Below are 22,677 nucleotides of genomic sequence, written 5' to 3'. Positions count from 1 at the left end.
CTACAGGGCGCCGATGTTGCGCCAGTACTGGGGGGACGTGTAACCGCTGTTGCAGGCGTAGACGACCACGGCGCCCGGGTTGGACGTCAGGCACTGGCCGTTGCTCACGCTCCTGATCTCCCGGCCGGCCGACGTGGAGGAGCCGAACTTCCAGGACTGGGTGCTCGCGCCGGTGCAGGCGGCGACGGTGGCGGCGAATCCGCTGCCCCCTTCGAGGCAGAGGCCGGACTTCCGGCTGACCAGCCGGAAGGAGCCGTCCGCGTTGGCCCGGTAGGTCCAGGAGTAGCCGGAGAGCTCCGGCTGGGCGCCGCACGGCCGCGAGTTGATCGTGGTCACCCCGTACGGCTGCTTGTACTCCGCCAGGCAGTTGCCGGTGGTCCCGTTCTCCAGCGCGTACGTCCCCGAGGGCCCCGTGCCCCCGCCGCCGGAGGTGGGCGTCGGCGTCGGCTTCGGCGCGGCCGTGGTGGGACGGGGGGCCGCGGTCGTCGGACGGGTGGTGGTCGTGCCGCCGGAGGACGACCCCCCGGACGAGCCGGTGGACCCGCCCGAGGATCCGCCCGAGGTCGTGGTCGAGCCGCCGGAGGAGCCCCCTGAGGTCGAGCTGCCGCCCCCGCCGGTGGTCGTCGAGCCGCCGCCGGTGCCGCCCCCTCCGCCGGAGACGGCCCCGCCCCCGCCCCCGCCGGCGGGCGGCGGCGGCGCGCCGGGCGCCGGCGGGGTCCCGGGCGGCACGGAGGTCGCCGTCGCGGAGCCGGAGGCGGACGCGGAGGGTTTCGCGGACGGTCGCGCGCCGGGCGGCACGGCCGAGGACGGCGGCTGCGCCGACGGGGAGAGGACGGCGGTCGGGGAGGTGGAGGGCTTGTCCGCCGCGCCCGCCCGCCCGATGTCGTAGGGGACGAGGGACAGCGTCAGCGTCGTGCCGGTGGCGAGGACGACGGGCACGGCCATCACCACGATCCGGTTCCGCCGCTTCTTCTCCTTCTCGCCCGCCGCCTTCCCCGTGAGGGCGTACGCCGGGCCCGAACCGGCCCCCGACTGCGGGGTCAGCGGGGCCGTGGCCACGTCCTGCGAGGGATCGGCCGCCTCCAGCTCCGCCAGCGCCTCGGCGGTCGGCGCCCCGGCCGCGAACGCGGCCCGCTCGGCGATCCGCGCCGCCACCGGCTCCGGCCAGGCGACCCCGTCGGCACGGGCGTCCGCGTGGCCGACGAGCTCGGTCGCGGTCGGCCGGTCCTCGGGGTCCTTGGCCAGGCAGGTCCGCACCAGATCCGCGAGGTCCGGGTCCGACTCCGTGAGCCGCCCGAAGTCGGGCTCGCCGTGCACCACCCGGTAGAGCAGGTCGTGCCCCGAGCCGTCCCCGAACGGCGGCCGCCCGTTCGCCGCGTACAGCACGAGGCTGCCGAGCGCGAACACGTCCGCCGCTCCGGTCAGCACCTTGTCCGCGACGGCCTGCTCGGGCGCCATGTACGCCGGCGTGCCGATGATCATGCCGGTCTTCGTCAGCCGGCTCTGGTCGGCCGCCCGCGCCACCCCGAAGTCGATGAGCGAGAGCCCGTCCGCGGTCAGCATCACGTTGGACGGCTTGAGGTCCCGGTGCACCATCTCGGCCGCGTGCACCGCCCGCAGCCCCGCCGCCGCCTCCCGCAGCAGCCGCCACAGCGCGTCGGCGGGCAGCGGCCCGTTGTTGAGCCGCAGCGCGTCGTTGAGCGTCACGCCCGGTATGAACTCCGTCGCGAACCACGGCGGCTTGGCGAGCCGGTCGCTCGCCAGCAGCTTCGTGCTGGCCCCCGCGGGCAGCCGCGCGAGGTTGTCCAGCTCGTGCCCGAAGTGGCTGAGGAAGTCCTTGTCCTCGGCGAGCGTCGGCAGCACCCGCTTGACGGCCGCGTACGTCCCCGGCACGGCCCCCAGGTAGACGCGCCCCATCCCGCCGGACCCGAGCACGCCGAGCAGGCGGAAGGCACCGATGCGGCGCGGGTCGTCCGCGTCGAGCGGCATCGCGCCACTGCCGGCCAAATTAGAGTCGTTTTCCAATTCCCCCTGCATGGGCCACAGGGTAGCTCAGCGCGATCAACATCTGAATCGGCGTCAAGGCGTTGTTACGGGGCTGTGGTTGAAGTGGCCGGAAGGGGGCGGGGGGTACGGCTGGAGTTCTTCCCTCCGACACCCCGGGGCCGGACCCTGGCCCCATGCGACCTGTCCCCGGCGACATCGTCTACGCGTACCGCAGGCCGAAGCCGCCCTCCCGGCGCCGCTTCAGCCTCCGCCTCGGCCTCCAGCACCCCGTGCTGCGCCTCCGCCCCCTGTCCCTCACCGACGAGCACGGCCACGACTGGATCGAGGTCCTCCCCGTCCCCCACGGCGTCCTGGACACCCGCCTCGACCCGGACGCGGTCGTCCTGATCCCCGTCCTCGACGTGGCGAGCCACAAGGAGACCCTGCCGCCGGAGGCCCTGGCCGTCGTCCTCGACGTCCTGGAAGACGGAAGGCCCCCCTGGCCGACGCTCAGGGAGGCCCTCCGCAACCGGTCCGCGCCCTAGTCCTGCGCGGCGCCCTCCACGAACACGGCCCAGGCCGCCGGGGCGACGGCGAGCTGGGGGCCGTGGGGGACCTTGGAGTCACGGACGTGGACGGCGATGGGGTGAGCGGCGACCTCGATGCAGTTGCCACCCTCGGCGCCGCTGTGGCTGCTCTTGAACCAGACCAGATCGGTGGTGCTCATAGCTCTCCCAGCATCTTCTCGATCAACTCCAGGGACTCGCGGGGCGAGAGTGCCTGCGCCCGGATGATCCCATAGCGCTCGTTGTACTGACGCACGAGTTCGGGGTCGGTGATGAGTCGGGCGTCCCCGTAGCTTTCCGTGTACGTGACCTCTCGGCGCCCCTTGGGTGTGAGGAGAGCGAAGGCGCCGTCGATGGCTGGATGCTCCGTTCGCTCGGTAGGCATCAACTGAAGGTGCACGGTGCGGAGTCGTGCGATGTCCAGGATGCGGCGCAACTGCTCCCTGAACGCGGTTCTTCCCCCCAGCGGGCGACGGAGGATCGCCTCCTCCAGGACGAAGCTGATCGTGACAGGGGGCCACTTCTCAAGGACCACCTGCCGTGCGAGGCGGTCCGCAACTCGCTTCTCGACCGTCTCCTCGTCGTACAGGGGGCGCCGGTTTCTAAACAGAGCGCGTGCGTACGCCTCCGTCTGCAACAAGCCAGGTACGGCCTGCACCTCGTAGTAGTGGAGTGCCACCGCCTCGGCCTCCGCCTTGGCGAAACTGCGGAACCAGTCCGGATGGCGGGTCCGCACCCGCGCCAACGCCTCCCGTACGTCGTCCGCGGCGGCTGCCAACGCCCCGCCCGCCCCCACCGCCTCGTCCGCCCGCAGCAGGAACTCCGGCTGCGGGGTCCGTACGCCCCGCTCCATCGCGGAGACGAGGTCCTCGCTGCAGTGCGTGATCGCGGCGAGCTGCGCCTGGCTCAGGCCCGCGTTCTGCCGCAGCACCTTGATGATCTTCCCCAGCGCCTTGAACAAGTGCGCCGTACCGTCCACTTCGGAGGGCTTCTCCGGCCGCTCCTCGTGCTTCCCCGACATCCGTACCGCCCTCTTGGCGTACCCGTACAGTTACCCAGCGTCGTGGCGTCGCTGCTGGTCAGCGTAGGGCCGGGGGGACAGGCTCGATGCCATGAAGCCGGAAATGACCACCCCAAGAAGTGAGGACGCGCCGGAGTTCGCGCTGCGTCTGAGCCCCACGCCCCGGGGCGCGCGCCTGGCCCGTCTGCTCGCGGCGCACCAGCTGCGCACCTGGGGCGTCGCGGGCCCGGCGGCGGAGGCGGCGGAGCTGGTGGTGGCGGAGCTGGCGAGCAACGCGGTCCGGCACGGGCGCGTCCCGGGGCGGGACTTCGAGCTCCGCATGGCGTACGGCGCGGACCACGTGACGGTCGAGCTCTCCGACGCGCGGGCCGAGCGCCGGCCCGCGCCGGCCGCGGACGCCGGCGAGGGCGGCTACGGACTCCTCCTCGTAGCCACCCTCGCCACCACCTGGGGCGTCAAGCCCCGCCAGGTCGGCAAGACGGTCTGGGCGACCGTCCCGCTGACCGGCGGGCTCCCGCGTCAGTAGAGGTCGTGCGGCCACTCCAGGTAGCGCGTGGACGCCGTCCCGGCCGGGGCGAACGGGGCCGACCACCGGCCCGTGCCGCGGTGGACGAACAGCTGCTCGTCGCTCCGGAGGGCCGCGCCCTTCGCGACCAGGTCGTTGCGGCCGTCGGCGTCGGTGTCACCGACGCCGACGATCTCGTCGTACGCGTTCCAGCCGCCGCCGACCTTGGTGCGGGGCGCGAAGGTGCCGTCGCCCTTGCCGAGGTACAGCCACAGGACGCCGTTCCGGTCACGGGCGACGAGGTCGCCGGCGCCGGCTCCGCCGAGGTCGCCGGTGGCGGAGACCAGGTCGTAGACGCCCCAGCCGCCGCCGACGCGCGTGCGGGCGGCGAAGGGGGCGGCGGCGTTGCCGGTGCCGGGGTAGAGCCACAGGACGCCGGCGGTGTCGGTGGCGAGGAGGTCGGTCCGGCCGTCGCCGGTCACGTCCGAGCCGGCGGTGAGCTTGTCGTAGACGTTCCAGCCGCCGCCGACCCTGGTGCGGGGCGCGAAGGTGCCGTCGCCCTTGCCCGCGTACCACCAGAGCACGCCGGCGCCGTCCCGGGCGACGAGGTCCGGGGCGGCGGTGGAGCCGGTGTTCCCGGTGGCCGTGATCCTGTTGTACGTGTTCCAGCCGCCGCCGATCCGCGTCGGGCTCTCCGGCTCGTCGTACCGCAGGCGCCGCAGCTGCCCCAGGTCGTACGAGGACAGGACGCCGTCCGCCGCACGGTTGAGGACGTCCGGCGAGCCGTTGCCGTCGAAGTCGTGCGGGGCGGTCGGGCGGGTCAGGCCGAAGGAGCCGGTGCGCTCGGCGGCCGGGCCGATGCCGTTGGCGGGCTCGGCCCGCATGGTCCAGGTGTACGCGCCCGCGTGGGCCGGGTACCCGGGGGCGAGGAGGCCGTCCCACTCCGCGCGGAAACCGGTGGAACCGGAGTCCGTCGCCCGGGCCCTGACGAGGGCGGAGCGGCCCGTGGCCGTGTGGGTCACCTCCAGGCTGACGCGCGCGTTGGGCCGGCTGAGCGTCCAGGAGGCGGACAGCTTCCCGCCCGCCCCGTCGAGGTCGACCGTGCCGGTCGCCGGCGGGGTCTCCTCCAGGACCGTGAGGACGGTCGGGACGGCGGTGGCGGCCACCTGCGACACGGCCGGCGCGGCCCCGTCCGCGCCCGGGGCGATCCGGTACACGCCCTCGCCCCCGTCCAGCGTGCCGCCGGTGACGAGCAGCGACCCGTCGGCGGCCGGCACGACGGAGGCGGCGTGCGCGAGGGGGAGGACGGTCCGGTCGCCGAGGTCCGTCAGCGGGACGGAGACCGGACGGTCGAGCTCGCCGGCGGTCCAGCGCGTGGCGGCGCCCGGCTCGGCGTACACGAGCCGGTCGGCCATGAGGTCCACGGTCACCCGCCGCGTGCTGTCGAGGCCGGGGAGGTCGGCGCGCGTGACCGCGGAGGTGCCCCGCACGGCCACGGCCAGGCGGGTCCCGCGGCTGCCCGCCGGCTCCACCCAGGCGACGTGCGTGCGCGACACGCTCATGGAGAGGCCGCCGGACGAGCCCAGCGTGTCGTACGTCTCCACCACCGACGCCGAGGCGACGTCGACGACGGCCAGGGCGTACGCCGTCACGCCGTCCCGGGTCACGGAGTACCGGAGGAGGAAGCTGTCCGGGGCGGCCGCGTACGTGTCGACCATCCGGGCGTCCTGGGGGAGACCGGTCACCACGCGGTCCACCGTCCCGCCCCGGGCGTCCTTGCCGAGCACGCGCACGTCCCCGGGGCCCACGACGACGAGCGAGGCGCCCTGGTGGCGCAGCGCCAGGTACGTGCCGGCCGCCGGGACGTCGTAGGCGGCCACCTCCGAGCCCGAGGCCATGTCGATCACGGTGCGCGTGGTGTCGTCGTTCCGGACGACGAGGTCCGTGCCGGGGACCGCCGAGTGGCGCCCCGTCAGCGGGGTCGTGCTCCCGTCGTACCGGACCCACGTGAACGCGTGCCCGGTGCCGTCCGGGCGCGCGCTCAGGAAACCGGTCGGGCCGCCGGTGGCCGCGGTCGAGCCGGCCGGAAGGGAGAACGCCTCCTGCCGCGCGGCGGCCGCGCCGACGGCCGCCGTCCCGGCCGCGACGGCCGGAACGGCCGGGCCGCCGGCCGTCACCGCGAGCGCGACGGCGACGGCCGCTCCGAGGAGACGGGGGGTGGTGTGTCCGAGGTACCGCACGAGGGGGGCTGTCCTTTCCGGATCAGAAGACGAGGGCGCGGGTGCCCGTCCGGGACTCGTACGAGGGGATGCCGAGCGTCCTGACGCCGCCGAACGGGGCCTTCCAGTCGCCCGTGCCCTTGTAGACGTGGAGCCAGGGGTCCCGCTGCGTGCCGCTCTCGGCGATCAGGTCGGCGCGGCCGTCCCGGTCCGCGTCGCCGATGTTGACGATCTGGGAGTAGGCGCCCCAGCCGCCGCCGACCCTCGTCCGGGGCGCGAAGGTGCCGTCGCCCTTGCCGAGGTAGAGCCAGAGGACGCCCGCCCTGTCGCGGGCCAGGAGGTCGCCGGCCGCCGCGCCGCCGACGTTCCCGGGGGCGGTGAGGAGGTCGTAGGTGTTCCAGCCGCCGCCGACGCGCGTGCGCGGCGCGAACGGCTTGGCGCCGTCGCCGGTGGCCTTGTACAGCCACAGGACACCGGACGTGTCGGTGGCGAGGAGGTCGGGGCGGCCGTCGCCGGTGAGGTCGGAGCCCGCCGCGAGCTTGTCGTACACGCCCCAGCCGCCGCCGATCCGGACGGGCTTCGCGAGGGAGTGGCCCGTGCCGGAGTACAGCCACAGGACGCCGGCCTTGTCGCGGGCGACGACGTCGGAGTACGGGGTCGCGTCCAGGTTCCCGGCGGAGAGCAGGCGGTCGTAGACGTACCAGCCGCCGCCCCGCTCGGTCCGCTCCCACTCGCGCGTCGGGTCGGCGACGAACTGGCGGACGTCGTAGGAGGCGAGGCGGCCCTGGGAGTCCCGGAAGAGCAGGTCGGGGGAGCCGCTGTCGGAGTAGTCGTGCGCGGCGACGCCGCTGTCGACCTGGAGGGAGCCGGTCCGCACGACCGTGCCGCCGATGCCGCTCATCGACGAGACGGTCATCTTCCACGTGTAGGCGCCGTTGTACGCGGCCGGCCCGTTGTAGGGGACCGCGTCGGTGGAGAACGTCCCGTCCCAGCCGAAGGACGCCTCGGTGGCGGTGCCCTTGAGCGTCCTGCCCTGGGACCAGCTCCTGCCCGACTTCGTGTGGGTCACCTGGAGGTTCACCCGCACGTCGCTGCGGCCGTACGTCCACCGCAGCGTGGCCTTGGAGTCCGCACGGCGGAAGTCGGCGGTGGCCGGGACCTGTTCGGTCAGGACGGTGGTCGGCGTGGTCGCGCCGTTGGTCGCCAGGACGGTCGCCGCGGGCCGGCCGTCCGGGCCGGCCGCGATCCGGTACACGCCCGCGCCCTGCTCCGGGGTGGTGCCCTGGGTCAGCAGCCCGTCCCCGGCGGCGCGCAGGCGGTCCACGTCTCCGACGAGACCGTCCACCGTGGTCCCGTCCGTCAGCGAGACGGCCGAGACGGCGGTCCTCCCCGGCACCGCGTACACGAGCCAGTCCTTCAGCAGGCCGGTCGTCACGGCGGTGCCGCGGGGCGTCAGCGTCACGTGCCGCGTCACCTCCTGGCCGCCGCGGGGGGCCGTCACGAGGGTCACGGCGCCGTCGGCGCCCGACTCGGACCAGGCCAGGCGCGTGGCCGAGACCGCGATGTCGGAGTTGGGGTAGAAACCGGGCACGGCCCGGTCCTCGACGACCTTCGCGGTCGCCAGGTCGACGACGGCCAGGCGCTCCTGGACCGCGCCGCCCACCGTGCCCCGGTACTGGACCGCGACGACCCCGGACGCCGAGTACGCGGTCCGCCGGATGCTCGCGTCGGCGGGGAGGCCCGTCACCGCGTGGTGCGTGACCGTGCCCGCGGCGTGGGAGTAGAGGTGCAGGCTCTCGCGGCCTTCCCCGTGGTACTGCCGCATGACGAGGGTGTCGCCGGTGAACTGCAGCAGCCCCGCGCCCGTGCCGACGGCCGACGTGTCGACGGTGACGGGGGCGCCGCCCGCCATGTCCAGGATCTGGTAGACGGTCTTCTCGGGCCGCAGCAGGACCCGGTCGCCGACCGAGGCCGCCCGGGGGGTCTCGCCGAACTCCACGGGCAGGACGGTCGCGGTGCCGTCCGCGGTCCGGTGCCAGCGGAAGGTGCGGTCGCCGTCGACGTTCTCGTAGCTCACGAAGCCGTCCGCCCCGCCCGTCAGCAGCAGGGCGTCGGCGCCGATCACGGGCGTTTCCGCCTGCTGCCCGGTCGCGGCGGCGGTGGCCGTCCGCGGGGCGGCGAGCGCGGGGGCGGTGGCCGCGGCCGTGCCGGCGGTCACCGCGAGGGCGACCGTGACGGCGACGGCGAGGCGCCGGCGGGCGGAGCTGAGGTGCTTCAAGGGGATTCCTCCCGAAGTCTGTGGTCGTGGCGTCGGTGCGCCACAACCACAGGACTCGTGAGGGCCGTTCAGGGTTGTACGGCTGTTCGGGACTCGTGCCTCAGTCCGTCAAGCCTGCTTCAGGACACACTGGTGAACTTGCTGCCCTCGCCCGCGTAGAGCGTGGTGTTCTGACGGCTGAACGGGGACGTGGTGGAGGCCGTGGAGGCGTACACGTAGGTGCCGCCCGCCCCGTACGCGATCAGGTCCGGGCGGCCGTCGTTGGTGACGTCGCCGGCGCCGACGAGCTGGCTGAAAGCGCCCCAGCCCGCCCCGACGCGCACGCGGGTGCCGTAGACGTGCCCCTTGGACGGGTACAGCCACAGGACGCCCGAGGTGTCGCGGGCGACGAGGTCGCCGCCCGCGTCGCCGGCGATGTTCCCGACCGCGGTGAGCTGGTTGTAGACGCCCCAGCCGCCGCCCACCCGGATGCGGGGGCCGTACGGCTTCGCCGGGTCGCCGGTGCCCGCGTAGAACCACAGGGTGCCGGCGGTGTCGGTGGCGAACAGGTCCGCCTTGCCGTCCGCGCCGAGATCCGAGCCGCCCGCCAGCTTGGTGTAACCGCCCCAGCCGCCGCCGACGCGGACACGGCCGGCGAAGGTGCCGTCGCCCCTGCCGGTGTAGGACCAGAGGACGCCCGAGCCGTCGAGGGCGATCAGGTCGCCGGGGGCGCCGCCGCCGATGTTCCCGGCCGCCTCGATCTGCTTGTACGTGTTCCAGCCGGTGCCGATCTTCGTCCGCCTGGCCGGCTTCGCCTGCCCGCCGACCGGCCAGTCGTAGAGGTCGTCCCGCCAGAGCACGCCGGCGGCGTCGCGGGCGAGGAGGTCCGTGGAGCCGTTGTCGTTGAGGTCGTGCGGGTTGGCGGTGCGGGACACGGTCAGGGCCCCGGAGGCCGTGGCCGGGGCGCCGCCGGAGTCGGAGGTGGCGGTGATCCGCCAGGTGTAGGCGCCGTTCGGGGCGCTGATGCCGTCGAGGATCCCGTTCCAGGCGTACGCGTACCGCAGGCCCGTCGCGGGGCGGGGCAGCCGCCAGGTGAGCTTCTTCTGGGTGCGGGTGTGGGTGAGGACGAGGTCCACGTCCGCGTCGGCGGCGGACAGGTCGAACGTCATCGGGACGCTCGTACCGGCCTTCTCCAGGTTCACGGAGCCGGGCACCGAGAAGCCGGTCACCGTCAGGCCCACGACCTTGCCGGTGTCGGCGACGAGCCGAGGCGTGACGGTCCCGTCCCCGCCGAGGGCGAAGAGGCCGTCGGCCGTGCCCGACGTGCCGCGCACCAGGAGACTGCCGTCGGGCGCGTGCGCCACGGACGAGAAGTTCTCCAGGACCTTGTACGGGGCTCCGCCCGCGGCCAGGTTCCGCGCGTACAGCGGCGTCCGGACCGCCGGGTCGCCCCAGGGGTCGCGCTGGGCCGCGTACAGGGCCGTGTCGCCGACGATCCCGGCGAGGACGGCCTTGCCGGGGATGTCGGTGAGCGGGACCTCCTTCGCGAGCCCGCTCAGCGGGGCGGTCCCCCGCGCCCAGATCTCCGACCCGCCGCCCGCGCGGTTCACGATCCACGCCTGGTACTTGGCGGTGAGCGCGGCGGTCACCGACGCGTCCCAGTCGCCGCCGGGGCGGGTCGGCGTCTCCTGGACGATCACGGTGCCGGTGGGCGCGTCGATCAGGGCCTGCTTGGTGTACGGCTCCTGCCCGTCGGCGGTGAGGCGGGTGCCCCGGATGAGGACGAGCGCCACGGCCCGGCCGTTCGCGTCCCGGCCCGCCGCGGCGACCCGGTAGCCGGTCTCGGTGAGATCGTCCATCGTGTTGCCGAAGGTGTCGCTCAGCTTCATCTTGTTCACGACGCCGTTGTCGTTCCGCAGCTGCCACAGCTCGCGGCCCGTGCCGGACGCCGCGGGCCGGCTCTCGTACGCGACGTTGAACGCCAGGCCGACGAGGTCGCCGCTGAGCGTGTGGTTGGAGTACGTGTTGGTCGGCGCGTGGTGCGCGGAGATGGTGCCGTTGTTGTTCGTCACCATCCAGTCCGACCACGACTCGTAGACGTCCGAGACGGTGTTGCCGAAGGCCACGACGGTGCCGTCGGCCTTGTGCCACTCCCGGACCGTCTCGCCGTTCTCGTCCACGCACGCCGTGATGTACCCGAACGCGCCCGTGGACACGATCTCCGCGCCGGCCGGCAGCAGCCCGGGCGCGGCCGGGGCGCAGCGCCCCTCGGCGGTCGCGCCGCTCGGGGCGGCCGTCGCGGCCGGCGCGGTGACGAGCGTGCCGGTCACGGCCGTGACCGTGGCCAGAGTGACGAGGGCGGCGGCGAGCCGGCGCCCGGTGATGCGGTGGTTCACAGAGTCCCCCAGGACTGTGCCGATGAAGACGAAGGGATCCCGTACGGCCACGGGGGCGCCGCGCGGTCCGCGCGGCGCCCCCGCGGGGCGTCGGGGCGCGTCAGGAGACGCTGGTGAACCGGCTGCCCTCGCCGGTGAAGAGCGAGGTGGTCAGCCGGGTGAAGGTGTTGGAGACGGTGCCGTTCGACCGGTACACGTACGTGCCGCCGGCCCCGTACGCGACCAGGTCCGGGCGCCCGTCGCTGTTCACGTCGCCGGCGCCGACGAGCTGGCTGAAGACTCCCCAGCCGCCGCCGACCCGCACGCGGGAGAGGAACTTGCCCCTGCCGTCGCCCTGGTAGAGCCAGAGGACACCGGCCGTGTCACGGGCGACGAGGTCACCGGCGGCCGTGCCGGCGATGTTCCCGACGGCCGCGAGCTGGTTGTAGACGCCCCAGCCGCCGCCGATCTTCACCCGGGCCGCGAAGGGCTTGGCGAGGTCGCCGGTGCCCTTGTAGAACCACAGCACCCCGGCGGTGTCCGCGGCGACCAGGTCGGCACGCCGGTCCCCGTCGAGGTCGGACCCGCCGGCGAGCTGCTTGTAGACGCCCCAGCCGCCGCCGACGCGGACGCGGTCGGCGAAGGTGCCGCGCTCCACGCCCCGGCCGTCGTACGCCCACAGCACACCGGAGCCGTCGAGCGCGACCACGTCGCCGACGAAGCCGCCGCCGATGTTTCCGGCCGCCTCGATCTGCTTGTACGTGTTCCACCCGCCGCCGACGCGGATCCGCTGCCCCGCCTGGACCTTGCCGTCCACCGGCCGGTCCCGCAGGTCCTCCAGCCACAGCACGCCGGAGGCGTCCCGGGCGAGCAGGTCGGTGGAGCCGTTGCCGATGAAGTCGTGGGCGTTGAAGCCGCGCGTGAGCGTCATGAAGGACTGGACGCGCTCGGGCTCACCGGTGCCGTCGAACAGCACGGCCTCGGCGTCCACCGCGTAGGTGCCGTCGGGCGCGTCCGCGCCGTCGATGACGGCGTCCCAGGTGAGGGCGTAGCGGTTGCCGGAGCCGGGAGGGAGGATCCGGTCGTGGTACTGCTTGCCCGTCTCGGCGTGCGTCAGGACGACGTCGACGTACGCCTCGCGGTGGGACAGCGTCCACGCCAGGTCGACCCGTCCGCCGGTCCTGTCGAGCTCCACCGTGCGGGGGACCTCGACCTGCTCGATCCTCAGGTCGACCAGCCTGCCCTCGTCGGCCGCCTTGGTGATCGTCGGCGTGCCGTCCGCCGCGAGCACGATCCGGAAGAGCCCCTTGCCGTCGGCGGCCCGCGCGCCGCGCATGATGACGCTGCCGTCGTCGGTGGTCGTCGCGGCGGTGGCGGAGTCCAGCAGCGCGACGGTCTTGCCGCTGGTCAGGGAGACGGCCCGGGGCGGCGTCTGGGGGTTGCCGTAGATCAGCCACTCGCCGGTGAGGGTGTGGTACCACTCGCCGTCGTGGGCGCCGAGCTGGACCGCCTTGCCCTGGCCCGTCTTCCGGTCGACGGTCTGGACGACGCCGCCGAGGGATTCGTCGAACCGGTACCAGGACAGATGGGAGTCGGAGAGGTCCGGCCCGCTCCAGCCGTAGCCGGAGTCGGAGGCGGGGTAGGTCTCGGTCGCCGTGGCGGTCACCGGGTCGATGACGGCCCGGCCGCCGCTCCGCAGGTCCGCCGGGCCCCGCTCGTACGCGACGGCGACGGCGCCGGAGCCGTCCCTCGCCTTCGAACCGGAGAAGTCGGCGGCCTCGTCGGGAAGGCCCGTGACCTTGCGGGTGGAGGTGGTGGAGCCGTCCTTGGTGACGATGTGCAGCTCGGTCCCGCCGTCGGCCCGCTTCAGCTGCGCGAGCACGCTCGTCCGGCTCAGCGCGGCCACGAAGGTGCCGTTCAGCGCGGCGAGGTCGAGGGTCACGTCCGGGGTGCCGGGGGCGGACAGGTCGCGCAGGGTGAGCCGGCGGAACTCGGCGGACCAGCCGTCGTCGCCGAGGACGAGCACGTCGCCGGGACCGGTCGTCCAGCCGCCGCCCTCGGGCACCTCGACCCGGGTCGCGGCGCCGCCGTCGAACGGCGTCCAGAGCATGTTGTAGCTGCCGTCGTGGGTGAGGGAGTACGTGAGGAAGCCGGAGGCGCCCACGCCGCCGAGATCCATGCCCTCCGGCAGGAGGGGAAGCGCCTCGTCGGCCTGCTGCGCGGCCGGGACGGGACCCGAGGTGGCCGCGAAGGCGGCCGGCGCCATGGCGAGCGTGCCCGCGCCGAGCGCGGTGACGGCCAGGACGGCCGTGGCGGCGGAGGCGAGACGGGTGCCGGTGGAGCGGAACTGCACAGTGAACCCCCAGGGAAAGACCCGGCACGGGGAGTGCCGTGCCGGGTCAGACTCATGATCGGGGTCTGTGGTTGTACGGAAGATCGAGGATCAGTTCGAACGAGGGGTGTCCGCACCCGCGTCCGCACCGCCCGGAGCGCCCGGAGCGCCCGCACCGCCCGGAGCGCCCGCACCGCCCGGAGCGGTCACCCCCTCCGCTCCACCACCCCCCGCGCGTACGCCGCCTGTCCGGCGTGCTGGAGGTCCTCGGCGATCACCGACACCAGGCGCACGCCCAGCGTCACCGGCGGGTCCCAGGCGGTGTCGACGACCCGGTCCAGGTCCGCGTCGGTGACCGGGGCCAGCAGCGAGGCCGTCCGCTCGTGCACGGCGTCGTGGTAGCCGAGCAGCAGCGCGCCCGGCGCCCGTACGGACCCGACCTGCGCGGACGTGTGCCCGTAGCCGGTCGCCGAGGGCGGGAACGGCAGGCCGAAGCGGTCCCGCCAGCCGTCGGAGCGCCACAGCTGCTCCGTACCGAAGGCGCCCGCCAGGTGGTCGTCCTGGATGCGGGTGAGGTGCCAGACGAGCCAGGCGATCGAGTTGGCGTCCGGATCGATCCGGGCGGCCAGGTCCTCCTCGCCGAGACCCTCGACGGCCGCGTGGACGGCCTCCCGGATCCGGCCGAAGGAGTCGAGCAGCAGGCCGGCACTATTCATCACGCCCCCTTGGGGTCGCGCGCCTCCCGCCACCGGGTCAGCTCCGCCTCGACGTCGAAGGGCGTCAGGTTCAGCGGCGGGCCGGCCGGCGGGCGGCGCAGGGCTTCCGCGATCTTGGTGTTGATCTCGCCGAGGATCCGCCGGACCTGGGCCTCCGAGACGGCCTCCAGGACCGCCGCGGCCGCGTCCTCGGCCTCCTTGCGCAGCTGGAGGGCGGGCGGCAGCGCCGACATGCCCTCGCGGTGCATCTTCTGCTTGATCCACCACAGCTCGTCGTAGGGCGCGGCGTCGTTCGGCAGCGGCTTGCCGAAGCCCGCGAGCTTCCGGAAGTCGCCGCGCTCGGACGCCTCCCGGATCTGCTTGTCGACGAACGACTCGAAGCTCACGCCCGGCGGTTTCCGTTCGGTCATGTGTCCAGCGTACGTACCGGGGCCGGTCCGCATGTGGGGAACGCGGTCTACTGCGGCGCCCGGTCTTCCGGCACCCTGTGGTCCGTCACCGCTCGGTCAACGCGCGTATACCCCTGCCGTCCCACGCCACGGAGGACCCATGCGTCACCCCCGTACGTCGCGCCCCACCGCCCGCTCCGCCCCTTCGCGGATCCCCGCCCTCGGCGCCCTGTTCGCGCTCCTCGCGGGGCTGCTCACGGTCCTCGGCACGGCGGGCACCGCCCACGCCGCGCCCCTCTTCAAGGCCCCGTTCCCCTGCGGCCAGAAGTGGACCTACGGCCATCACTCCGCCGAGGTCCGCCAGGCCCTCGACTTCGTCCGCTCCGACGGCGGCGCCACCGCCGGCGCCCCGGTCCTGGCCTCGGCCTCCGGCACCGCCTACCGCTACGCGCAGCCGTCCGGCGCCGGGAACTACATCGTGGTCGACCACGGCGGGGGCTGGAAGACGTACTACTTCCACCTGAACGCCTACTCGGTCGCGAACGGCGCCGCCGTCTCCCAGGGCCAGCAGATCGGCACCACCGGTTCCACCGGCAACAGCTCCGGCGCCCACATCCACTACGAGCAGCTCTACAACGGCGTCGGCCAGTCCATCGTGATCAACGGCGCCTCGCTCGCGCCCTACCCCGGCTCCTACGGATCCAAGCACCTGACCAGCGACAACGGCTGCTCGGGCGGCGGCGGGAAGTACTGGGTGGACACCTTCGCCAACGCCACGGGCTACGCCGGAGCCAACACGAACGACGCCCAGGGCGTGCTGAACGCCGGCACGAACTACGTCTACTGCAAGGTCTGGGGCCAGGAGGTCCGCGACGCCTCCGGCAACTACAACCACTGGTGGCTCCGCACCGACCTGGACACGGTCTACGCGGGGAAGAACGGCCGCGGCGCCCACGTCCCGGCCTACTACCTGTCCCGCTGGGGCAACGACGAGGCCCGCGACAACAACGGGACCGTGATCCCGGACTGCTGACCCCCGGGCACAGGCAGGAGCCCCGCTCCGTACCCGCACCTGCGGGACGGAGCGGGGCTCCTTGGGTACTGCTCTAGAAGATCTCGATCGCCACTACGGCGTTCAGATCGCGGTGACGTTCTCCGCCTGCGGACCCTTCGGGCCCTGGGTGACGTCGAAGCTCACCTGCTGGTTCTCCTCGAGCGAGCGGAAGCCGTTCGCGTTGATCGCGGAGTAGTGGACGAAGACATCCGGGCCGCCGCCTTCCTGGGCGATGAAGCCAAAGCCCTTTTCAGCGTTGAACCACTTGACGGTTCCGGTAGCCATGAGCCCTCCTATGGGCCAAAGGGTCGCCCTGCTCCAGAACCTGCAAACAAGTCTGAAAACTACAAAAGCCTGCGGGTCACATGCTCCGCAGGCTCTGTACTGCAAGGGAAACCAAACTGCAACTTGCGTCGAGCGTAGCACGCAGCGTGCACACAGCGATAGAGGGAAAGATCACGTCACCCGCATGTTTGACAGGGGCCCTCACACGCTGACGCGGCGCGCCGGCGAGCCCCTGATGTCCCCCGGCGATGTCCACCGTACGAGACGGGTCTAGCCTCGCGATGTGGACAATGCGAACGACGAGCACCAGCGCAGCCGGCCCCGCGTCGGGCACATCCAGTTCCTGAACTGTCTGCCCCTCTACTGGGGACTCGCCAGGACCGGAACGCTCCTCGATCTGGAGCTGACCAAGGACACCCCGGAGAAGCTGAGCGAGCGGCTCGTCCGGGGCGATCTCGACATCGGCCCGATCACCCTCGTCGAGTACCTCCGCAACGCCGACCGGCTGGTCGCGCTCCCCGACATCGCCGTCGGCTGCGACGGCCCCGTCATGTCCTGCGTGATCGTCTCCCAGCGGCCCCTGGAGGAGCTGGACGGCGCCCGCGTCGCGCTCGGCTCCACCTCCCGCACCTCCGTGCGCCTCGCCCAGCTGCTGCTCGCCGAGCGGTACGGGGTCGAGCCCGCGTACTACACCTGCCCGCCTGACCTGGGCCTGATGATGCAGGAGGCCGAGGCGGCGGTCCTCATCGGCGACGCCGCGCTGCGCGCCTCCCTGCACGACGCGCCCCGGCTCGGGCTCCAGGTCCACGACCTCGGCCTGATGTGGAAGGAGTGGACGGGACTGCCGTTCGTCTTCGCCGTCTGGGCGGCCCGCAAGGAGTACCTGGAGCGCGAGCCGGAGACCGTCCACGACGTCCACCGGGCCTTCCTCGCCTCCCGCGACCTCTCCCTCGACGAGGTCGCCAAGGTGGCCGAACAGGCCGCCCGCTGGGAGTCGTTCGACGCCGAACTGCTGGAGCGTTACTTCCGTACGCTCGACTTCCGCTTCGGCCCCGAGCAACTCGCCGGAGTACGCGAGTTCGCCCGCCGCACCGGTCCGACGACCGGATTTCCGGCGGACGTGACGGTCGATCTGCTGCCGCCGGAATAGGACGTCTCCGCACCGGGGTAATCACCCCGGGGCAATTCGTGCCCGCAATTCCCTTCCGGTGCCTTCCGGACCCGCGTCGCGCCCCCGCATTCCCGCCACGGGATTCATGCGAGGGAACGTTCATCTGAATTTCACGCCGACGCGGACCCCGACCCGGCCCCGCACCCCCGCTGGCGTACGCTGGATCGGGCCGCCAGCGGCCCAGAAGCACCCCCGAAGCACCCCCGAAGCAACCCTCCGAAAGGGACGAAACGGTGACCGAGAAGGCCGACCTCACGTCGTTGGATGTCACAGCCGTTCTCGACCGTGCCGCCGCGGGCGGCCGGATCACCCCCGAGGAGGCGCTCGGCCTGTACCGCTCGGCGCCCCTGCACGCGCTCGGCGCCGCGGCCGACGCCGTGCGCCGCCGCCGCTACGCCGGTACCGAGCACATCGCGACGTACATCATCGAGCGGAACATCAACTACACCAACGTCTGCGTGACGGCGTGCAAGTTCTGCGCCTTCTACGCCGCCCCGAAGGACACCAAGAAGGGCTGGACCCGCGACCTCGACGACATCCTGCGCCGCTGCGCGGAGACCGTCGAGCTCGGCGGCACCCAGATCATGTTCCAGGGCGGCCACCACCCGGACTTCGGCGTCGAGTACTACGAACAGCACTTCGCCGCCATCAAGAAGGACTTCCCGCAGCTCGTCATCCACTCCCTCGGCGCCTCCGAGGTCGAGCACATGGCGCGCATCTCCGGCGTCTCCGTCGAGGAGGCCATCACCCGCATCCACGCGGCCGGCCTCGACTCCTTCGCCGGCGCCGGCGCGGAGCTCCTCCCGGAGCGCCCCCGCAAGGCCATCGCGCCGCTCAAGGAGTCCGGCGAGCGCTGGCTGGAGATCATGGAGATCGCCCACGGGCTGGGCGTCGAGTCCACCTCCACCATGCTCATGGGCACCGGCGAGACCAACGCCGAGCGGATCGAGCACCTGCGGATGATCCGCGACACCCAGGACCGGACGGGCGGCTTCCGGGCCTTCATCCCGTACACGTACCAGCCCGAGAACAACCACCTCAAGGGCCGTACGCAGGCCACCCTCTTCGAGTACCTGCGCATGATCGCGATCGCCCGGATCTTCCTCGACAACGTCGCCCACATCCAGGGCTCCTGGCTGACCACCGGCAAGGAGGTCGGCCAGCTCTCCCTGCACTACGGCGCCGACGACCTCGGCTCGATCATGCTGGAGGAGAACGTCGTCTCCTCCGCCGGCGCCAAGCACCGCTCCAACCGCCTGGAGATCATCGACCTGATCCGCAAGGCCGGCCGCGTCCCCGCCCAGCGCTCCACCACCTACGAGCACCTCGCCGTCCACGACGACCCGGCGAACGACCCGGTCGACGAGCGCGTCGCCTCCCACATCTCCTCCGTGGCGATCGAGGGCGGCACGGCCCACCCCGAGCTGAAGCTCCTCGACGCGAACTGAGGCCCCCGTGCTGACCCTGCACGTCGCCGAGGCGTCGCCGCGGACCGCCGTCCTCGTCGACGGGCCGCGGATCGCCGCCGTCGGCCCGTACGACGAACTGGCCGAGCGGCACCAGGACGCCCGCCTCCGCCGCTGGCCCGGCATCCTCACCCCCGGCCTGCTCAACCCGTACGCCCCCGAGCTCCTGGAGCGGACCTACCACCCGGACCCGCGCGAGGCCGACGCGTACGGCACCGAGCCGGTCACGGGGGAGCGGGCCGCGGAGATCCTCCGCGCCGACCCCGCCCGGCTCGGCGCCAGCGCGCGGCGCGGGGTCCAGCGGATGCTGGCCCACGGCACCGTCGCCGTCGCCGGAGAACTCCGCTCCCGGGCCGCCGCCGACGCGGTCCGCCGCGCCGGCCTCGCGGTCGGACGGAGGCCCGAGGTGCTCCCCGGACCGCCGTCGCTCTCCCCCGTACCGCTGATCCTGCTGCCGCGCCTGGCGCCCGGCGGACCGGCCCGGTTCGCCGTCTTCGACGTCCCCGGCACGGCGGAACTCGTCCGCCGCGGCGCCTCGACCTGCGTCGCCACCGTCGTCGACGGGCGCCTGGTCTACCGCGCCCGCTGACGGCCGGGCGGGATCACCCGCCCACGACGGGCGGCGCCGCCTTCGTCTCCACCGGCCGCGCGTCCGCGTCCTCCACCAGGGCGAGGAAGCGCGGGTCCCCGGCGACGTCGAGCAGCTGGCGCGGTGTCACCGGAGCCGACACGGCATCGGGCTCGACGGAGAGCCGAACACGGCTCTTGCCGTACAGGAACGTCACGTACGAGCCGATCGTGTCCGGCCCGTTCACCGGCATCGCCGACAGCTGGGCCTCCCGGTCACCGTCGAAGGCGACGGTCTCGCACACCCCCCGGTCCTCCGGAAGGTTCTCCGGGCACGGCGCGAGCGGCTCGTCGGACGGCCGCACCGATACGGTCGCGCGGAAGGTCTCGCCGCCCGCCGCGATCCGGTAGACGGCCACCTCGTCCTTGACCGGCCGGATCTCGGTGACCTCCGGCGGCAGCAGCTCGTCGAGGAGCGCCGCGACGCGCTGCTGGTGCTGCGCGCGCCGCTCCCGCTCGGCCGCCGACAGGCCGTCGGGGTTGTCGGGCGGAGTCACGCCCGGCGTCGCCTCCACGACCACCGGCGGATAGCTGGTCCGCGGCGCCGGCGGCGACGACGACGCCCCGGGCGACGCCGGCACCGCGCCCGGCATCGCCGGCACGGGCTCGCCCCCCGGCAGCAGCGTGAGCCCCAGGGCCCCCGCGGTGACCGCGCCGAAGGCGGTCGTCACGACGGCGAACCGGGCCCGGGCCCGCCGCCTGCGCCCCTGGCGCACCGCGAGCGGCGCGAGGTCCGGCAGCGGCGGAAGCCCCTCGGCCGTGCGGTCCATGGCGTCGCGGAGCAGAACGGTCTCTTCGATGTCCACGGCGGACCTCAGCTTTCTGGGATCGAGAGCCCGGCACCGGCCAGGCGTACGCGGAGTCGGGCGAGGGAACGCGAGCACTGGCTCTTGACGGTGGCCTCGCTGCACCGGAGCAGCGACGCCACGGATGCCACGCTCTGGTCGTCCCAGTAGCGCAGCACGACCATCGCCCGCGCCCTCGGCGGCAGCTCGGCGAGCGCCGCGAGCAGCGTGACGCGCAGGTCGGTCTGGTCGGTGGCGGGCTCCGGCACCGTGCCGCCGCTCCGGGTGAGCGCGAGCAGGTCCCGCAGCCTGCGCCGCCGCTCCGCCAGGAAGGTGCGCGTCAGCACCGTCTTGGCGTAGGCGTGCGGATGGTCGGCGGCGCCCGCCCTCCGCCAGTGCTGGTACAGCTTGGCCAGCGTGGTCTGGGTCAGGTCCCGCGCCGTCTCCGCGTCCCCGCAGAGCAGGTACGCCGTCCGGTACAGCCGCTGCTGGGCGGAGCGCGCGAACTCCTCGAAGCCGGCCTCCGATCCCACGTCCACCGCCACACCCCCTCCCGCGGCCGATCCGGGTCTCACTTCGGTCGACACTGCCATCGCACTCCTGCTCTCCTCGCCGTCGTCTGCTGTGTTCGACCGTCCTTGAGCACACCCGGGCCCGAAAGGTTGAAGCGGTACGGGAAGAGTTTCGGGCGGCTGCTTGAATGGGTTCCGTGACCCGAGCCAACCTGGACAAACAGCCGCACGAAGTCGCCTCCATGTTCGACGGCGTGGCGGCCAACTACGACCTCACCAACGACGTGCTCTCGCTCGGCCAGGACCGGAGATGGCGCAAGGAGGTCGCCAAGGCGGTCGACGCGCGCCCCGCGCAGAAGATCCTCGACCTCGCCGCCGGCACCGCCACCTCCTCGCAGCCCTTCGCGAGGGCGGGCGCGTACGTCGTCCCGTGCGACTTCTCGCTCGGCATGCTCCGGGTCGGCAAGCAGCGCCACCCGTGGATGCCGTTCACCGCGGGCGACGGCACGAAGCTGCCCTTCAAGGACGACGTCTTCGACGCGGTCACCATCTCCTTCGGGCTGCGGAACATCCAGGACACCGAGCAGGCGCTGCGCGAGCTGTACCGGGTGACGAAGCCGGGCGGCCGGGTCGTCATCTCCGAGTTCTCGCACCCGACGTGGGCGCCGTTCCGCACGGTGTACGAGGAGTACCTGATGCGCGCGCTGCCCCCGGTGGCCCGAGCCGTCTCCTCCAACCCCGACGCGTACGTCTACCTCGCCGAGTCCATCCAGTCCTGGCCGGACCAGCCCTCCCTCGCCGCGCTGCTCCAGAAGGCGGGCTGGTCCAAGGTCGCCTGGCGCAACCTGACCGGCGGCATCGTCGCCCTCCACCGAGGCTTCAAGCACCCGTAGGGCCCCGCCGTTTCGTCGGGGGCGGTCGTTCCGCGCCGCCGCGCCGTCGTGGGCCGTCGTTCCGCCGGGGCGGACGACGGCCCACACGGAGGCGCGAGGAGCGCACCGGCCCAGCCCCCGCCCCTCCGGTCCCGTCCGCGGTGGCCGTCCTAGACTTCCCTACGACCCTTCGCCGACCTTTCGGGAGATTCGCCGTGACCGAGAAGCCCCTCTCCGAGCACAGCGCTGATGTGATCGTCGTCGGGGCGGGCCCGGCCGGATCCACCACCGCGTACTACCTGGCCAAGGCCGGTCTCGACGTGCTGCTCCTGGAGAAGACCGCGTTCCCGCGCGAGAAGGTCTGCGGCGACGGCCTCACCCCGCGCGCCACCAAGCAGCTCGTCTCCATGGGCATCGACATCTCCGAAGAGGCCGGCTGGCTGCGCAACAAGGGCCTGCGGATCATCGGCGGTGGCGTCCGGCTCCAGCTGGACTGGCCCGACCTCGCCTCGTACCCGGACTACGGTCTGGTCCGCAAGCGCGACGACTTCGACGAGATGCTGGCCCGGCAGGCGCAGAAGGCCGGCGCCCGCCTGTACGAGCGCTGCAACGTCGGCGCCCCGATCGTCGACGACCGCACCGGCCGCATCACCGGCGTGCACGCCAAGCTGGGCGAGGAGAAGACCGAGGTCACCTTCCACGCCCCGCTGGTCGTCGCCGCCGACGGCAACTCGACCCGCCTCTCCCTCGCCATGGGCCTGCACCGGCGCGAGGACCGCCCGATGGGCGTGGCCGTCCGCACCTACTTCACGACGCCCCGGCACGACGACGACTACCTGGAGTCGTGGCTGGAGCTGTGGGACAAGCGCGGCGCCGAGGACCGTCTCCTCCCCGGCTACGGCTGGATCTTCGGCATGGGCGACGGCACCTCCAACGTCGGCCTCGGCATCCTCAACTCCTCGTCCGCCTTCCGCGAGCTGGACTGGCGCGAGGTGCTGAAGGCGTGGTGCGCCTCGATGCCGGAGGACTGGGGCTTCACCCCCGACAACATGACGACCCCGATCCGCGGCGCGGCCCTCCCGATGGCCTTCAACCGCCAGCCGCACTACACGAAGGGCCTGCTGCTCGTCGGCGACGCGGGCGGCCTCGTCAACCCGTTCAACGGCGAGGGCATCGCCTACGCGATGGAGTCCGGCCAGATCGCCGCCGACGTCATCGTCCAGGCCCATGCCCGCGCCACCCCCGCCCAGCGCGAGCTGGCCCTGCGCAACTACCCGCAGATCCTCAAGGACACCTACGGCGGCTACTACACGCTGGGCCGCGCGTTCGTGAAGCTCATCGGCAACCCGAGGGTCATGAAGATCGCGACCCAGCGCGGCCTGACCCACCCGGTCCTGATGAAGTTCACCCTCAAGATGCTGGCGAACCTCACGGACCCGACGGGCGGCGACGCGATGGACCGCATCATCAACGGCCTCTCGAAGGTGGCGCCGAAGGCTTGAGGCCGGGCCCGGGAAACCCCGAAGGGCCGTCGCTCCC

The 22,677-nt window shown here is 73.2% G+C and carries 20 protein-coding genes; 8 read left to right on the top strand and 12 right to left on the bottom strand.

Annotated features, from left to right (window positions below; genetic code table 11):
* Positions 1 to 2,037 (bottom strand): protein kinase, encoded by a 2,037-nt coding sequence (locus ACFVU3_RS24905; RefSeq protein ID WP_390069417.1) that lies wholly within the window; start codon positions 2,035 to 2,037, stop codon positions 1 to 3.
* A gap of 143 nt (positions 2,038 to 2,180) precedes the next feature.
* Here ACFVU3_RS24905 and ACFVU3_RS24900 point away from each other — a divergent pair, with 143 nt between their 5' ends.
* Complete coding sequence (locus ACFVU3_RS24900; RefSeq protein ID WP_390069415.1) at positions 2,181 to 2,531, top strand: hypothetical protein; 351 nt, start codon at positions 2,181 to 2,183, stop codon at positions 2,529 to 2,531.
* Here ACFVU3_RS24900 and ACFVU3_RS24895 read toward each other — a convergent pair.
* Together ACFVU3_RS24895 and ACFVU3_RS24890 are read right to left on the bottom strand one after the other, a co-directional pair.
* Complete coding sequence (locus ACFVU3_RS24895; protein WP_390069413.1) at positions 2,528 to 2,713, bottom strand: DUF397 domain-containing protein; 186 nt, start codon at positions 2,711 to 2,713, stop codon at positions 2,528 to 2,530. The genes ACFVU3_RS24900 and ACFVU3_RS24895 overlap by 4 nt on opposite strands.
* Positions 2,710 to 3,573: a Scr1 family TA system antitoxin-like transcriptional regulator gene (locus tag ACFVU3_RS24890; RefSeq protein WP_390069411.1), complete on the bottom strand. Its 864-nt coding sequence runs from the start codon at positions 3,571 to 3,573 to the stop codon at positions 2,710 to 2,712. Before ACFVU3_RS24890 ends, ACFVU3_RS24895 begins: the two co-directional genes overlap by 4 nt.
* Positions 3,574 to 3,676: 103 nt before the next feature.
* Between ACFVU3_RS24890 and ACFVU3_RS24885 the strand changes: the two genes are divergently transcribed.
* On the top strand, positions 3,677 to 4,099 hold the full coding sequence (locus ACFVU3_RS24885) for an ATP-binding protein (protein WP_390069410.1): 423 nt from the start codon (positions 3,677 to 3,679) through the stop codon (positions 4,097 to 4,099).
* Here the strand turns inward: ACFVU3_RS24885 and ACFVU3_RS24880 are convergent.
* The 6 genes from ACFVU3_RS24880 to ACFVU3_RS24855 all read right to left on the bottom strand — a co-directional run bounded on the left by ACFVU3_RS24880 (position 4,093) and on the right by ACFVU3_RS24855 (position 14,387).
* Positions 4,093 to 6,318, bottom strand: coding sequence for an FG-GAP repeat domain-containing protein (locus ACFVU3_RS24880; RefSeq protein WP_390069408.1), 2,226 nt, complete (start codon positions 6,316 to 6,318; stop codon positions 4,093 to 4,095). The two genes, ACFVU3_RS24885 and ACFVU3_RS24880, sit on opposite strands and share 7 nt — an antisense overlap.
* Positions 6,319 to 6,340: 22 nt before the next feature.
* On the bottom strand, positions 6,341 to 8,575 hold the full coding sequence (locus tag ACFVU3_RS24875) for an FG-GAP repeat domain-containing protein (protein WP_390069407.1): 2,235 nt from the start codon (positions 8,573 to 8,575) through the stop codon (positions 6,341 to 6,343).
* Between the two features lie 119 nt (positions 8,576 to 8,694).
* Complete coding sequence (locus ACFVU3_RS24870) at positions 8,695 to 10,950, bottom strand: hypothetical protein (protein WP_390069405.1); 2,256 nt, start codon at positions 10,948 to 10,950, stop codon at positions 8,695 to 8,697.
* Positions 10,951 to 11,050: 100 nt separating this feature from the next.
* Complete coding sequence (locus ACFVU3_RS24865) at positions 11,051 to 13,282, bottom strand: FG-GAP repeat domain-containing protein (protein ID WP_390069404.1); 2,232 nt, start codon at positions 13,280 to 13,282, stop codon at positions 11,051 to 11,053.
* A 185-nt stretch (positions 13,283 to 13,467) separates the two neighbouring features.
* Positions 13,468 to 13,977 (bottom strand): DUF664 domain-containing protein, encoded by a 510-nt coding sequence (locus ACFVU3_RS24860; protein ID WP_390069403.1) that lies wholly within the window; start codon positions 13,975 to 13,977, stop codon positions 13,468 to 13,470.
* Complete coding sequence (locus tag ACFVU3_RS24855; protein WP_390069401.1) at positions 13,977 to 14,387, bottom strand: DUF1992 domain-containing protein; 411 nt, start codon at positions 14,385 to 14,387, stop codon at positions 13,977 to 13,979. Before ACFVU3_RS24855 ends, ACFVU3_RS24860 begins: the two co-directional genes overlap by 1 nt.
* Before the next feature lie 139 nt (positions 14,388 to 14,526).
* Between ACFVU3_RS24855 and ACFVU3_RS24850 the strand changes: the two genes are divergently transcribed.
* On the top strand, positions 14,527 to 15,399 hold the full coding sequence (locus ACFVU3_RS24850; RefSeq protein WP_390069399.1) for a M23 family metallopeptidase: 873 nt from the start codon (positions 14,527 to 14,529) through the stop codon (positions 15,397 to 15,399).
* Between the two features lie 102 nt (positions 15,400 to 15,501).
* Here ACFVU3_RS24850 and ACFVU3_RS24845 read toward each other — a convergent pair whose 3' ends face one another.
* Positions 15,502 to 15,705 (bottom strand): cold-shock protein, encoded by a 204-nt coding sequence (locus ACFVU3_RS24845; RefSeq protein WP_043442843.1) that lies wholly within the window; start codon positions 15,703 to 15,705, stop codon positions 15,502 to 15,504.
* Positions 15,706 to 15,988: 283 nt separating this feature from the next.
* On the opposite strand from ACFVU3_RS24845, the gene ACFVU3_RS24840 reads away from it, so the two are divergent.
* The 3 genes from ACFVU3_RS24840 to ACFVU3_RS24830 all read left to right on the top strand — a co-directional run bounded on the left by ACFVU3_RS24840 (position 15,989) and on the right by ACFVU3_RS24830 (position 18,931).
* The gene (locus ACFVU3_RS24840; RefSeq protein ID WP_390069397.1) at positions 15,989 to 16,855 is read left to right on the top strand and encodes a menaquinone biosynthetic enzyme MqnA/MqnD family protein; all 867 of its coding nucleotides are present in this window, start codon (positions 15,989 to 15,991) and stop codon (positions 16,853 to 16,855) included.
* Between the two features lie 254 nt (positions 16,856 to 17,109).
* Entirely contained in the window at positions 17,110 to 18,324 is a 1,215-nt protein-coding gene (mqnC, locus tag ACFVU3_RS24835) for a cyclic dehypoxanthinyl futalosine synthase (protein WP_390069396.1), read from the top strand.
* Between the two features lie 7 nt (positions 18,325 to 18,331).
* Positions 18,332 to 18,931 carry a hypothetical protein gene (locus ACFVU3_RS24830; protein WP_390069394.1) on the top strand — a complete coding sequence of 200 codons (600 nt, stop codon included), beginning with the start codon at positions 18,332 to 18,334 and terminating at the stop codon, positions 18,929 to 18,931.
* A 13-nt stretch (positions 18,932 to 18,944) separates the two neighbouring features.
* On the opposite strand, the gene ACFVU3_RS24825 is transcribed toward ACFVU3_RS24830, so the two are convergent.
* Positions 18,945 to 19,775 carry a hypothetical protein gene (locus ACFVU3_RS24825; RefSeq protein ID WP_390069393.1) on the bottom strand — a complete coding sequence of 277 codons (831 nt, stop codon included), beginning with the start codon at positions 19,773 to 19,775 and terminating at the stop codon, positions 18,945 to 18,947.
* 8 nt (positions 19,776 to 19,783) lie between these two features.
* Complete coding sequence (locus tag ACFVU3_RS24820; protein WP_390069391.1) at positions 19,784 to 20,293, bottom strand: SigE family RNA polymerase sigma factor; 510 nt, start codon at positions 20,291 to 20,293, stop codon at positions 19,784 to 19,786.
* A gap of 170 nt (positions 20,294 to 20,463) precedes the next feature.
* Here ACFVU3_RS24820 and ACFVU3_RS24815 point away from each other — a divergent pair, with 170 nt between their 5' ends.
* Together ACFVU3_RS24815 and ACFVU3_RS24810 are read left to right on the top strand one after the other, a co-directional pair.
* Positions 20,464 to 21,159, top strand: a complete 696-nt coding sequence (locus ACFVU3_RS24815) for a demethylmenaquinone methyltransferase (RefSeq protein ID WP_390069389.1) — start codon at positions 20,464 to 20,466, stop codon at positions 21,157 to 21,159.
* Positions 21,160 to 21,353: 194 nt separating this feature from the next.
* Positions 21,354 to 22,640: a geranylgeranyl reductase family protein gene (locus tag ACFVU3_RS24810; RefSeq protein WP_390069387.1), complete on the top strand. Its 1,287-nt coding sequence runs from the start codon at positions 21,354 to 21,356 to the stop codon at positions 22,638 to 22,640.
* The last annotated feature ends 37 nt before the right edge of the window (positions 22,641 to 22,677 follow it).

It is taken from the genome of Streptomyces sp. NPDC058052 (genome assembly GCF_042885515.1).
Classification (GTDB): Bacteria; Actinomycetota; Actinomycetes; order Streptomycetales; family Streptomycetaceae; genus Streptomyces.
The sequence above is the reverse complement of the archived record's forward strand: the minus strand, read 5'-3'. Positions and strand labels throughout refer to the sequence as shown.